This is a genomic window from Halomonas sp., from assembly GCF_041689495.1.
Taxonomy (GTDB): Bacteria; Pseudomonadota; Gammaproteobacteria; order Pseudomonadales; family Halomonadaceae; genus Halomonas.
The window spans coordinates 1-12,942 of sequence record NZ_JBDNGD010000457.1 but is presented as its reverse complement, the minus strand read 5'-3'; the positions used below and the strand labels follow the sequence as shown (position 1 = coordinate 12,942).

General features: G+C 65.1%; 15 protein-coding genes. 1 reads left to right on the top strand and 14 read right to left on the bottom strand.

Going from position 1 to position 12,942, the window contains the following annotated elements:
- Nucleotides 1-82: 82 nt before the first annotated feature.
- The 14 genes from ACESMD_RS13975 to ACESMD_RS13910 all read right to left on the bottom strand — a co-directional run bounded on the left by ACESMD_RS13975 (nt 83) and on the right by ACESMD_RS13910 (nt 12,568).
- A complete protein-coding gene (locus ACESMD_RS13975) occupies nt 83-2,305 on the bottom strand; it encodes an ATP-dependent helicase (RefSeq protein ID WP_372614181.1) in 2,223 nt (740 codons plus the stop codon).
- A 6-nt stretch (nt 2,306-2,311) separates the two neighbouring features.
- The gene (locus ACESMD_RS13970; RefSeq protein WP_372614179.1) at nt 2,312-3,172 is read right to left on the bottom strand and encodes a TatD family hydrolase; all 861 of its coding nucleotides are present in this window, start codon (nt 3,170-3,172) and stop codon (nt 2,312-2,314) included.
- Nucleotides 3,173-3,227: 55 nt separating this feature from the next.
- Nucleotides 3,228-3,563 carry a PilZ domain-containing protein gene (locus tag ACESMD_RS13965; RefSeq protein ID WP_372614176.1) on the bottom strand — a complete coding sequence of 112 codons (336 nt, stop codon included), beginning with the start codon at nt 3,561-3,563 and terminating at the stop codon, nt 3,228-3,230.
- Nucleotides 3,564-3,599: 36 nt separating this feature from the next.
- Entirely contained in the window at nt 3,600-4,601 is a 1,002-nt protein-coding gene (locus ACESMD_RS13960; RefSeq protein WP_372614174.1) for a DNA polymerase III subunit delta', read from the bottom strand.
- Complete coding sequence (tmk, locus tag ACESMD_RS13955; protein WP_372614172.1) at nt 4,592-5,245, bottom strand: dTMP kinase; 654 nt, start codon at nt 5,243-5,245, stop codon at nt 4,592-4,594. The genes ACESMD_RS13960 and tmk overlap by 10 nt, the downstream gene beginning before the upstream one ends.
- 19 nt (nt 5,246-5,264) lie before the next feature.
- Nucleotides 5,265-6,269 (bottom strand): endolytic transglycosylase MltG, encoded by a 1,005-nt coding sequence (gene mltG / locus ACESMD_RS13950; RefSeq protein ID WP_372614170.1) that lies wholly within the window; start codon nt 6,267-6,269, stop codon nt 5,265-5,267.
- Nucleotides 6,270-6,281: 12 nt separating this feature from the next.
- The gene (gene pabC / locus ACESMD_RS13945) at nt 6,282-7,109 is read right to left on the bottom strand and encodes an aminodeoxychorismate lyase (protein WP_372614168.1); all 828 of its coding nucleotides are present in this window, start codon (nt 7,107-7,109) and stop codon (nt 6,282-6,284) included.
- An 8-nt stretch (nt 7,110-7,117) separates the two neighbouring features.
- Nucleotides 7,118-8,356, bottom strand: a complete 1,239-nt coding sequence (fabF, locus tag ACESMD_RS13940; RefSeq protein WP_372614166.1) for a beta-ketoacyl-ACP synthase II — start codon at nt 8,354-8,356, stop codon at nt 7,118-7,120.
- Between the two features lie 208 nt (nt 8,357-8,564).
- Nucleotides 8,565-8,798, bottom strand: coding sequence for an acyl carrier protein (acpP, locus tag ACESMD_RS13935; protein WP_372614164.1), 234 nt, complete (start codon nt 8,796-8,798; stop codon nt 8,565-8,567).
- A 126-nt stretch (nt 8,799-8,924) separates the two neighbouring features.
- A complete protein-coding gene (fabG, locus tag ACESMD_RS13930) occupies nt 8,925-9,668 on the bottom strand; it encodes a 3-oxoacyl-ACP reductase FabG (protein ID WP_372614162.1) in 744 nt (247 codons plus the stop codon).
- Between the two features lie 42 nt (nt 9,669-9,710).
- Nucleotides 9,711-10,670 (bottom strand): ACP S-malonyltransferase, encoded by a 960-nt coding sequence (fabD, locus tag ACESMD_RS13925; protein WP_372614160.1) that lies wholly within the window; start codon nt 10,668-10,670, stop codon nt 9,711-9,713.
- 11 nt (nt 10,671-10,681) lie between these two features.
- Nucleotides 10,682-11,788, bottom strand: coding sequence for a phosphate acyltransferase PlsX (gene plsX, locus ACESMD_RS13920; RefSeq protein ID WP_372614158.1), 1,107 nt, complete (start codon nt 11,786-11,788; stop codon nt 10,682-10,684).
- A gap of 40 nt (nt 11,789-11,828) precedes the next feature.
- Nucleotides 11,829-11,999 (bottom strand): 50S ribosomal protein L32, encoded by a 171-nt coding sequence (gene rpmF, locus ACESMD_RS13915; protein WP_372614156.1) that lies wholly within the window; start codon nt 11,997-11,999, stop codon nt 11,829-11,831.
- Between the two features lie 41 nt (nt 12,000-12,040).
- Nucleotides 12,041-12,568, bottom strand: coding sequence for a YceD family protein (locus tag ACESMD_RS13910; protein WP_372614154.1), 528 nt, complete (start codon nt 12,566-12,568; stop codon nt 12,041-12,043).
- Nucleotides 12,569-12,676: 108 nt separating this feature from the next.
- Between ACESMD_RS13910 and ACESMD_RS13905 the strand changes: the two genes are divergently transcribed.
- On the top strand, nt 12,677-12,942 hold a 266-nt coding region (locus tag ACESMD_RS13905; RefSeq protein WP_372614152.1), incomplete at its 3' end, for a nucleoside triphosphate pyrophosphatase.

Below are 12,942 nucleotides of genomic sequence, written 5' to 3'. Positions count from 1 at the left end.
CGGGCGCGGCAGTCCAGGACGCGTGGCGGTCGGGGCCCCTCCAGGGCCTCGGCCAGTTCGACGGCGGAGATCAGGGGAGATGTCATGTCGGGACTCCTGCGAGCAGTTCAATGGGGGCGAGGCGGGCGATCAGGCGTCGCCGGCCGGCATGATCGAAATGAACCTCGATGACCGGATTGGCCGGATCACCTTCCACCAGACTGACCTCGCCCTCGCCGAAGACAGCATGCCGCAGGCGCTGGCCGACCCGTAAGCTACCCTTGGGCATGCTGCCCTCGGCAATCCCCTCGGGGGCGGCCGACGTGACGGGCAAGGCGCTGCCAAGGGCCGAGAGGTAGCGGCCGACCAGGTCGGGAAAGGAGACCGCCAAGGGTGGGGTATAGGCATCATCCTGGCTGCCGGCAAGACGCGCGCTGACGATCCGGCAGTCCTCCCAGGCCGTCTCGGCGATGAAACGACTGGGACGATGGCTACCCCCGTCATGGACGATCACCAGCTGTTCCCGGGCACGGGTGATGGCCACATAGAAGAGTCTCCTTTCCTCCTCGAGGCGTTGCTCTGACAGGGGATTGTCGCGGCTGTAGTGGGGGAAGTCCTCCTCGTTGGCCCCGGCCAGCAGTACCAGCGGCCATTCCAGCCCCTTGGCGCCATGCACGGTGGTGATCAGCACCCCGTCGGCGCGGTTCTCCACCGGCCGGCGCAACAGTTCGATGAAGGCCGCGGTGTCGGTTCCCAGCTCGACGGCCTCCTCGATCAGCACATCGAGCAGACGGACATCCTCCTCGCCCTTGTCCCGACGGGCGGCGGCCCGTTTCAGAACCTTCTCTGCCTCCACGGCCTCGACCACGTGCTGGAGCAGCCGGGAGGGCGACCAGGCCGCAAGTCTTGGCAGTTCACACAGCAGCGCCCAACGCCGCTTGAGCGTGCGGCGCTGGAAGGGCTTGATCCCGATGAGCACGGCATCATGTCGCTCCGGCCAATGCTGGGTCTCGGCCAGCCGCTCGGCCAGGGCGGTGAGGCGTTCACGGGCAACGAAGGAGGTGGGCTGGGACAGTAGCAGCTGCAACTGTTTCGGGTCCAAGAGCCGACCGGCATCCAGGGCCAGCTGGAGATAGCCCGCCAGGGCCTGAACCAGCGGCAGGCGGAAGACGAAGCGGTCCTCCCGGGCGAGCCGGAAGGGGATCCCGGCCCGCAGCAGCGCCAGCTGGAGCGGGACGGACAGGGCCCAGCTGCGGACCAGTACGGCGGCCTCGTCTAGCCGGCGACCCTCCGCCCGCCAGTGGGCCAGGGTCTCGAGCAGGGTCCCGGTGCCCTGCCCCACGGCCAGGCGGGTCGCGGGGTTATCCGGAGCGGCCAGGCAGAGCTGGTCGGGGGGGCGGCACCGGTTGGCCTCGATGGCATGGTTGGCCGCCAGGGCCAGGGCGTGGCCATGGCGAAAAGTAGTGGAGAGCGGGTAGTCACGGGCCTCGCCGAAGGTCTCGGTGAACCGCTGGAGCATCGTCTCGGGATGAGCACCCCGCCATTCATAGATGCACTGGTTGGCATCCCCTACCGCCATGACCTCGGCGTCACGGCCGGCCAGCAGTGCCAGCAGGCGCTGCTGGGCGACGTTGATGTCCTGATACTCGTCGATGATGACCTGATCGAGAAAACCCTGGACCCGAGCACACAGCCTGGCGTCGCCCTCCAGCGCCTGGAGGGGGCGATAGAGCAGGTCCGCATACCCCATCAGACCCTGGTCGGCGAGTAGCCGTTCGGCGTGTACGAAGGTGGCGGGAAAATGCTCGGTTGCCTCACCGAAGTCCAGGCGTGCATAGAGCTCGGCGGGTGCCACCATCTCGGCCTTGACCAGGGCACAGAAGTTGGCCAGCGCCTCGAGGCGTTCGGCTTCCAGGGCCGCTTCCCGGGCGTCGGGATCCTCGGCCAGGGCGAACAGCGTAGCCTGGCGAAGCAGGCGTTCCACCTGCCAGTCGGCGGTGAGCAGCTGGCGGGGGGAGAGCACGCCCCAGCGCGTCAGGCTTCGGGTGAGGCGATGGCCCAGGGAATGGAAGGTTCGCACATCGGGAAGGGACTGGCCAGGGGGCGCCATGGCGGTGAGCCGTGCCTGGAAGTCTTCCCTGGCCGAGCGGTTGAACATCAATACCAGGATCCGCTCCGGCGGGGTTCCCCGCGCGAGCAGATGCAACACCCTGGCGACCATGGTGGTGGTCTTGCCGGCACCGGCCACCGCAGCCACTCGGGCGTGTCCCGAATCATGCTCGACGACGGCACGCTGTTCGGGGGTCAACTGGGGGATCAGGTGCATGGCGGGCTATACCAGACCGGCACCGGCCAGGGCATCCTTCACGCCCTCGGGGGCCTGAGGGACGGCGGCATGAAAGAGACGATAGAAGTTGGCGGTGGTCTGCATCGCGACCTCGTCGACGCTGATGCCGCGGGTTTCGGCGATGCATTCGGCCACCTCAACCACCCAGGCAGGCTCGTTGGGCTTGCCGCGATGCGGCACCGGGGCCAGATAGGGGCTGTCGGTCTCGACCAGCAGCCGGTCCAGCGGTACTCGCCGCGCCACGTCGCGCAGCGATTCGGCATTGCGGAAGGTGACGATGCCGGACAGCGAGATATAGAACCCATGGCGCACCGCCTCCCGCGCCATGTCGAGATCCTCGGTGAAGCAATGCAGCACCCCGCCCACGGCCGGATCGCTATGCTCACGGATCAGCGCCAGGGTGTCCTCGCGGGCATCGCGGGTGTGGACGATCACCGGCAGTTCCAGTTCGGTGGCGGCGATCAGCTGTCGGCGAAAGCGCTCGCGCTGCACCTCCCGGGAGGGCACAGGTACCGGCAAGCAATCCACACGATCCGGGTGGAGGTAGTGATAGTCGAGACCCGCCTCGCCGATGGCCACCACCTCGAAACGCTCGGCCACCTCCTTGATCGCCTCGATGCTGGGTTCCTCGGCGACCTGATGCAGGGGATGCACACCCGCCGAGATCACCACATCGTCATGCGCGCGGCCGATGTCGGCCAGGGCCGGCACGTCGTCGAGGGTCACCGCGATGGCGAGGAACTGGCGTACGTCACGAGCCCGGGCCGCATCCAGGGCGGCGGCGAGGTTGCCGTCATGAGTGGCGGCGTCGAGGCGATCGAGATGGCAATGGGAGTCGACGAACATGCAGAAAACAACCGATGTAAATGGAGGGGCACATGGCGCTAGGCGCTAGGCGCTCTTAGAGCGTATAGGTTGGCGCGCCCTTGTCGAGCTGGCCGGCCAGCAGACCCTCGATGCGATCCCGAACCACCTTGTCCTCGGCACTGAAGTGGATACCGATGCCCGGGACTCGACGTCCCGAGACCCCTTCCGGCGAGACCCAGACCACTTGTCCGGTCACCGGAACCCGCTCGGTCTCACCGGGCAGCATCAGCAACAGGAAGACCTCCTGTCCGAGTTCGTAGCGCTCGCGGGTGGGCACGAAGATGCCGCCCCGTTCCAGCGATGACATATAGGCCGAGAGCAGGGTCGGAACATCCTGGATAGTCAGGGACAGGGCTTTCTGAGCGGCCATGGGCGCCTCCGGATGAATGGATCCATCGAGTCAGGGTCAGGAACGCAACAGCGCTGACCAGCGAACCAGCCAGGCTTCCAGCACCAGCTGGGGGTTGGGGTTTCCGCCGATGGCCAGCAACCGACGCTGCTCGCGGGCGTAATCGAGAAGCCGGAACCAGTCGCGGGCTCGGGCATTCTTGACCGCCTGCCGATACAAGGGCAAGAGATCGGGATTACGCAGGCCCTGGCTGTCCCCCGACAACCCCAGACGGATCAGGTCCTCCAACCAGGCGATACCGTACCATAGAATGGCCTCGGCAGACTGGCGATCGAGCCTGGCCGCCTCGGCCACCGGCTCGCCGCCCCGGACCAGCGCCTCGAAGGTATCGACGAGCTGCTGGCGAAGCGCCCGGGCCTCCGGTTCGGCCCGGGCCAGTGCCTCGAGCGGCAGCCCCCCCGCCACCTGCCACCAGAAACGCGCCTCCTCCTCGCTGCCCAGGCGCTCGGCCAGCCAGGGCAGACAGGCGTCCAGGGCCGGTGGGGGCAGGCTCCAGTGCTGACAACGCGACCGGATGGTCGGCAACAACCGCGAGGGAAGGTCGGACAGAAGCAGGAAGAGCGTCCTGTCACCCGGCTCCTCGAGACTCTTGAGCAGGGCATTGCCCGACGCCACGTTCATGGCTTCCGCCGGCGAGATGAGGATCACCCGATGCCCACCCTGCTGGGCGGTCTGGCTGATGAAGCCATTGACCTCGCGAATCGGATCGATGCGAATCTGGCGCTTACCCTCCTCCGGGGCGACCCGCATCAGGTCGGGATGATGACCGGCGAGCAGCATGCGACACCCGTGGCAGTGGCCACAAGCGGTATCCCCGGGGTCGGCACACAGTGTCCAGGCGATGAGTGACTCGGCCAGGGCCTGCTTGCCGAGGCCACGAGGCCCCGATAACAGCACGGCATGAGGCAAACGCCCGCGGCGGGCCTGATCGATCAGCTCCCGGGCCCGTGATGCCAGCCAGGGCGGCGGCACCAGGGCCTCGACTTCATTCATTGCCATGCCGACACCCGCCTTTCCAGTTCACTCAGCAGCCGGGCCTGGACCTCGGCAAGCGCCGCCGAGGCATCGACCACCACCATCCGTTCCGGCGCGGTGGCGGCCCGTTCCAGGTAGGCCAGGCGCACCGCCTCGAAGAAGCTGGCGCGTTCACGCTCGAAACGATCTCGCTCCCCGCCCTGGCGGTCAAGCCGGCCGCCCAGTCGATGCTGGGCACCGGATACGGGCATGTCCAGCAGCAGCGTCAGGTCGGGTTCCAGACCCTGTTGCACGAAGGCTTCGAGTCCGGCAATACGGGACGACGCGATCCCGCGCCCCCCGCCCTGGTAGGCAAAGGTGGCATCGGTGAAACGGTCACAGACCACCCAGGCGCCCCGCGCCAGCGCCGGGCGGATGACCCGGGCCAGGTGCTGGGCCCGTGCGGCGAACACCAGCAGGAGTTCCGCATCATGATCCAGGGGCTCCTCGCTGCCGGGATCGAGCAGCAGCTTTCGGATAGCCTCGGCCCGGGGAGTGCCGCCGGGCTCGCGAGTCTGAACTACCTCAAACCCCCGGGCCTCGAGCCAGTCTGTCACCAGTGCCAGGTTCGTGGACTTGCCGACGCCCTCGCCGCCTTCCAGGGTGATGAATCGTCCACGTTCGGTCATGGGATTGTCCGCTCCAGGATCAACGATTGCGGATGTAGCGGTTGACCGCATTATTGTGTTCGCGAAGAGTCCGCGAGAAGTGATGGGTGCCGTCCCCACGGGCAACGAAATAAAGTGTCTCACCGGGCAGCGGGTTGACCGCCGCTTCCAGGGAAGCGCGCCCCGGCATGGCGATAGGCGTGGGCGGCAGGCCGTCGATCGTGTAGGTGTTGTAGGGGGTATCCTCCTGCAAGTCGGCGCGGGTAATGCGGCCGTCATAGCGTTCCCCCATGCCGTAGATCACCGTCGGATCCGTCTGCAGACGCATCCCGCTCTCCATGCGCCGCTTGAAGACACCGGCGATCTCGCGACGCTCCTCAGGCGCACCGGTCTCGCGTTCGATCAGCGAGGCCATGATCAGGGCTTCGTAGGACGATTCGATGGTCAGGTCGTCATCGCGCTCGGCCCAGATTTCCTCGAGAATGCCCTCCATGCGGGTCAGTGCCTGGCGCAGGATCTCCAGGTCACTCACTCCCTTGTGGTAGCGATAGGTATCGGGAAAGAACCAGCCTTCGGGATGCTGCCCTTCGCGGTCCAGCAGGGCCATCACCTCCGCGTCACTCAGGCCGGTGGTGCGGTGATCGAGCTTGGGAGCGCCACCCAGGAAGTCACGCATCTGGCGGAAGGTCCATCCCTCGGGAATGGTCAGCGGATAGGTCACCACACGATCGCTGCCCAGCAGGGCGATCAACTCGCGTCCGGACATGCCGGGCTCCAGCCGGTACTCCCCAACCCGCAGGCTCGGCACGCTCTGTGGCTCCAGGCGCGTCAACAGGCGAAAGGCCCAGTCATCCCCGATGACGCCCTGCGCCGCCAGATCGGCAACCGCACGATTGAAACCGGCCCCACTGGGCACCTCATATAGGGTAGAGGCGTCGAGATTCAGCGGTGCCTCGAGACGCGACTCCCAGTAGCGATACCCGGCAAAGAGGCTGCCCGCGGCCAGGATGACCAGTAACAGCAGTACCTTGACTAGACGCCACATGCGCTACCTCGTTCAGTGGTTTGCCCCATCGGGGACGGGATAGCCCAGGAGGGCATGGGCCTCTGCCTGCAGCGTCCGGTGATCAGGGGTGATCGCCCAGCCCGCCAGCGACCGGCCATCAGCATCATCGAGCCGGGTCACCGGCCAGAGGCCCTGGAGGGAGTTGCCCAGCCACAGCGCCTGTGCCTCTTGCAGCACCTCCGGTCCGGCGTCGACCTCGCGGATCGAGAGTCGTGCCATCAGCGCCTGGCGCAGGGTGCCGGCCACCCCACAGCGATGCAGTCGTGGAGTTTCCAGACAGCCATCACGCTGCCAGAAAAGATTCATGCAGGTCGCTTCGACAAGCCGTCCCCGGGTGTCACGGAGGATACCCTCGGCGGTCTCGTCGTCTGACCACTCGGCCCGCGCCAGGACATTCTCCAGACGATTGAGATGCTTGATCCCTGCCAGGGCCGGCTGGATAGCCAACGACAGGTGGCAGTGTCGGACGCGAACGCCCTCCTGCCAGAGACCCACCGGCGGCGAGAAGGGCTTGAACTGCCAGCGCAAGCGAGGCACTGGATCTGGCGGGAGACGGTAGCCTCGCCCACCGCTGCCGCGCGTCAGGATCAGCTTGAGGACATGCCAGCCAGGCCCCGCTTCAGCCAGGGGACGCTCCAGCTCTGTCCGGGCGGGAACCGGGAGTCCCAGCACCCGACAGCCGCGCTCGAGCCTTGCCAGGTGCTCGGACCACAAGCGGGGCTCGCCATCACCCACCAGCACCGTCTCGAACAGGCCATCGCCATAGGCCGGTCCCCGGTCGTCCAGTGGCCAGCCATTCTCGACAGAGGCTACGCTCAAGGCAGATCCTAGGTCCGGGTAAAGATCAGGGTACCGTTGGTGCCGCCAAACCCGAAGGAATTCGACATGGCTACCTCGATCTTCATGTCACGGGCGGTGTGGGGCACATAATCCAGGTGGCAGCCTTCCTGAGGGTTTTCCAGGTTGATGGTCGGCGGCGCGACCTGGTCGCGGATCGCCAGCACACAGAAGACCGCCTCCACCGCGCCGGCCGCACCCAGCAGATGACCGATCATCGACTTGGTGGAACTCACCGCCACCGACTTGGCAGCATCCCCCATCACCCGCTCCACGGCGCGACTCTCGGCCAGGTCGCCGGACTGGGTAGAGGTGCCATGGGCATTGATGTAGTCGACGTCGGCGGGGTTCAGGGACGCATCACGAATGGCATTGCGCATGGACAGGGCCGCACCGCGACCATTCTCGGGCGGGGAGGTCATGTGATAGGCATCATCGCTCATGCCGAAGCCGGTCAGCTCGGCGTAGATGGTCGCACCGCGGGCCTGGGCATGCTCATAGGACTCCAGCACCATGACGCCGGCCCCATCGGAGAGCACGAAGCCGTCGCGATCCCGATCCCAGGGGCGACTCGCCGCTGCCGGATCGTCGTTGCGGGTGGAGAGTGCCCTGGCGGCGGAAAAGCCCCCCAGGCCCAGCGGCGTGGTCGCCATCTCGGACCCGCCGCAGATCATCACGTCGGCGTCGCCATAGGCAATCGTGCGCGCACTGTACCCAATGTTGTGGGTACCGGTCGTACAGGCGGTGGTGATGGCGATATTGGGGCCGCGAAACCCATGCTGGATCGCCAGGTTCCCCGAGATCATGTTGATGATCGAACCGGGGACGAAGAAGGGCGATATGCGTCTCGCGCCACCGTTGAGAAGGGCATTGTGATTGTGCTCGATCATCGGCAACCCGCCGATACCGGAGCCGATCGCCACGCCGATGCGATCGGCATTCTCCTCGGTGCCCTCGATTCCGGCATCGGAGATCGCCTGGGCGCCCGCGGCGATGCCGTACTGGATGAACAGGTCCATCTTGCGGGCATCCTTGGGATTCAGGTAGGGACTGATATCGAAGTCCTTGACCGATCCCCCGAAGCGGGTATTGGAGCCGCTGACATCGAAATGCTCGATCGGGGCGACACCGCTCCTGCCGGCCAGAATACTGGCCCAGCTCTCGTCGACGGAATTCCCTACCGGCGTGACCAGGCCGATACCTGTCACCACTACCCTTCTACGAGCCATCCGCTTTCCTCCAGACATCCTTGGTGAAACGACGACCGATCAGCCGGTGCCGACTGCGACACACTATACCCGAGTCTCCCTGTCCTTTACCGCCCTGGCAAGTGACATACATGCGAGAGCCGCCCGACAATCGGGGCGGCTCTCGTTGGAGATAAAATCTCCGGAAGGTCAACTCGCGGCGCTCACCGCCACCCTGCTTGCAGGTGACTTACTGGTGGGAGTTCACGTAGTCGATGGCTTCCTGAACGGTGGTGATCTTCTCGGCTTCCTCGTCGGGAATCTCGGTATCGAACTCCTCTTCGAGCGCCATGACCAGCTCGACCGTATCCAGGGAATCAGCGCCCAGATCTTCGGTGAAGGAAGAGGAATTCTGGATGTTTTCTTCCTTGACGTTCAGGCGCTCGGCCACAACCTTCTTAACGCGCTCTTCGATGGTGCTCATTATGACGTACTCCAGTCGTTCACATTAGCCGTTCAGAGAACCAGCCACTTAGTATCCGCAAGCCAAAACTGCGGGGTAGTGTATAGATGCCCCCCCGGTGGACGCAACCGCCCGAAACAGGGAGTATCAACGCATGTTCATGCCACCGTTGACGTGCAGGGTTTCGCCGGTGATGTACCCCGCCGTCTCTCCCGTGAGAAAGCCAACCGCGGCGGCGATTTCCTCGGGCTGACCGAGTCGTGACAGCGGAATCTGGCCCAGAAGCATCTTGTGCTGCTCCTCGGGCAGGGCCTCTGTCATGTCGGTGGCGATAAAGCCCGGCGCCACACAATTCACGGTAATCGCACGCGACGATACCTCACGAGCCAGGGCCCGGGCAAAGCCTTCCATCCCGGCCTTGGCTGCAGCGTAGTTGGTCTGGCCAAAATTGCCCATGGATGCCACCACGGAACTGATGCACAGGATACGCCCGAAACGGGCCTTGGTCATGCCACGCAAACACGCCTTGCTGACACGATAGACCGACTTGAGATTGGTATCGATGACCGCATCCCAGTCGTCTTCCTTCATGCGCATCAACAGGTTGTCCCGGGTGATTCCGGCATTGTTGACCAGGATGGTCGGAGCGCCGAATTCATCGGTGATCGATTTGATCACCTCATCGACACTGGCCTTGTCGGTAACGTCCAGGCGACGCCCGGCGCCCTGGATCCCCAGATCACGCAGGTCATCATCGATACTCCGGGCCCCCTCGTCGCTGGTCGCCGTGCCGATCACGATGCGGCCCTGGCGCCCCAGTTCATGGGCGATTGCCCTGCCGATCCCACGGCTGGCGCCGGTAACCAGGGCCACTCTAGCTTCGGTTGTCATGGTGGTTCACCTTGCTGCTGAAGTGAAATTGACACAATGGATTCAGGAGGCGTCGCGGGCCAGTGTCAGGGCGGACTCGAGACTGTCGGGATCGTTGACCGCCAGGCCCTTGCTGCTCCGGGAGATCCGCTTGCCCAGCCCAGTCAGCACCTTGCCCGGCCCGCATTCGATGAAGACATCCGCGCCGCCTTCCACCATGAACTCGACGCAGTCCCTCCAGCGTACCGGCTGATAGAGCTGCTCGATCAAGCGGGTACGCAGGGTCTCGACATCGCCATGGGCCTGGGCATCGACATTCTGGACCACGGTGTAGCGCGGCGGCCGCAGGTCGATGTCGCCGAATGCCTCGGCAAGGCGCTCGGCGGCCGGACGCATCAGCGCACAATGCGATGGGACCGATACCGGCAGGGGCATGGCACGCTTGGCTCCGGCCTGCTGACACCGAACGATGGCACGCTCGACGGCGGCCCTGGAACCGGCGATGACCACCTGACCCGGGGCATTATAGTTGACGGCGCTGACCACATCTCCCTCGGCGGCCTCGGCGCAGGCTTTCTCGACCTCGGCATCCTCGAGACCGAGGATCGCCGCCATGCCACCCTCGCCCTTGGGCACGGCCTGCTGCATGGCCTCTCCGCGAAACTTCACCAACTGGACGCCCTGGGCGAAGGGCAGTGCACCGGCGCATACCATAGCGCTGTACTCGCCAAGGCTATGGCCGGCCATGGCGCCGGGCCTTGGGCCTTCCAGCTCCTGCCAGACACGCCAGATCGCCACGCTGGCGCTGAGCAGGGCCGGCTGGGTGCAGGCGGTGGCATTGAGCGACTCCTCGGGCCCCTCCTGGACGACCTGCCAGAGGTCATACCAGAGGTCATAGCCGAGGGCATCGGATGCCTCCTCGAAGGTCGTGCCCACCACGCTGTAACGTTCTGCCAGTTCCCGCAACATGCCGACCTGCTGGGAACCCTGACCGGGAAACACGAGGGCGAGAGGTTGAGTCATGTCTAGTACCCTTACTCTTGATGATTTTCGGCATGGTCCTGCGACGCCGGCCCCGGAATGCCGGACCCTTCATCGAATCGAGATGGAGGGGTCGCCTCCATGGCCGAGCGTCGCTGGTCAAGCTCGGCGGCGAGCCTGCCCGGCAGGTTGTGACGGACTTCCTGGACGGCACGCCTCAGGGCGAAGTGGAACCCTGTCGCGTCAGCACCACCGTGGCTCTTGACGACGATCCCGGCAAGCCCGAGAAGGCTGGCACCATTATAGCGTACCGGATCCAGTTCACCCTTGAGTCGTCTCAGCGCAGGCCTCGCCAGCAGCCCCACCAGGCGACTGCTCCAGTGGGCCACGAAGGTCGCCTGGACCCTCTCTACCAGCATCCTCGCCAGGCCTTCACTGGCCTTGAGCACCGCATTGCCGACGAAGCCATCACAGACCACCACGTCCATCGAGCCGCCGAAGATGCCATCGCCTTCCACGTAGCCGCAATAGGCCATGTCGGACTGACGACGCAAGAGGGCATCGGCTTCGCGCACGCTGGCCGTCCCCTTGGCTCCCTCGACACCGACATTGAGCAAGGCCACGCGTGGCGCCGAGATTCCATCGACCAGCCGCGCCATGGCCTCGCCCATGAGGGCGAAATCCACCAGGCGTTCGGCCGATGCCTCGACATTGGCGCCCAGGTCCAGCAGATAGCAACGGCCACGGTTGCGCGTCGGAATGGCGGTGCTGATGGCCGGACGAGGAATCCCGGGCAGCGTGCCCAGGGATCGCCGGGAAAGGGCCATCAAGGCCCCGGTATTACCCGCACTGACCCCCGCCTGGGCCTCGCCGCGGGAGAGGCTGTCAAGCATTCGCCCCATGCTGGTGGTCTGGCCATGGCGAAGAGCGTCGGAAAGCGACTGGCCCTGACCGATGACGCTGGGCGCATCGACGATTTGCAGACGCGAGCCTGCCGCGACCAGCAGCCGCGGCAGGCAGGAAACCTCGTCTTCGAGTTGCCGTCGGGGACCGAAGAGCCGAATCTCGAGATCGGGATCCGAACTGGCAGCGCTGGCTGCCCCCTGAACGGTGGCACGAGGACCCAGGTCCCCGCCCATGGCGTCAACGGCAATACGCACGATCGGTCAGTACCCCGACATCAGCCGAGACAGGCTGGTTTCAGACCTCGACGACCTTGCGACCCCGGTAATAGCCATCGGGAGCCACATGATGGCGAAGGTGCGTCGTGCCGGTTTCCTTGTCCTGGGACAGGGCCGGCGCGGTCAACGCATCGTGACTACGACGCATACCACGCTTGGAACGGGTCTTGCGGGTTTTTTGAACTGCCATGGGATGTCACTCCAGAGTGCAATGTTGCAATCGATGATGAATCAGGATTTGTCCTTGAGACGCTTGAGCACCTCGAAAGGACTCTCAGGGGGCGTCGGGGACTGCTCCTCCTCGGCCCCACTGGTCAGCTGGTCGCGCGAGACATTGCAATCGGCCTCGTCGTGGTAAACCACCTGGGGAAGGCTGAGGATCAATTCATCTTCCACCATCGCCAGCAGGTTCATCTGTTCGTCTTCCACCAGAACCGGTTCATGGGTGCTGGGCAGTTCCGCCGCCAGGGCATCGCTCGACACCATGCCCAACAGAAATTCGCTGTCCACGGACGTGTCGATCCGTGAAAGGCAGCGTCGACAAGGCAGCTGCAGGGATGCCTCAAGATGCCCGCGTATCTGCCGTCTACCCTGAGTGTCGATACCGAAGTCGAGCCAGACACGACAATCACCGGACTGTGACCCGACCGCTTCGGCCAGGCGCGCAAAACCGCTGAGGGGCATCACCCCTTCAAGGTGTTCTTCTCGAGCTGCGAGCCTGTAGGGCTCGATCCAGCCGGGGAGCAGTGAGGTCGACATAGGCGCGCAATGATAGGCACTCGCCCTCTTCCTGTCAAAGCCTGTCACTCGTGGCACGACAAGGCATTACAATGGCCACTTCCACCCGATGATCATGGAGACAACCGCATGACACGCCTCGTCCTTGCCTCAGGTTCACGCTGGCGCCGCCAATTGCTCGAACGCCTGGGAATTCCCTTCCAGTGGGCCAGTCCCGACATCGATGAAACTCCCCGACCTGGGGAGTCTCCCGAGGCGCTGGCCAAGGCCAGTCGGCTGGCCGAGGACTGGCCCGACCACTTGATCATCGGCTCGGACCAGGTGGCCGTCTTCGCCGGCAACATCCTCGGCAAGCCAGGCGACGAGGCCACCGCAAGGGCCAACCTGGCACGCTT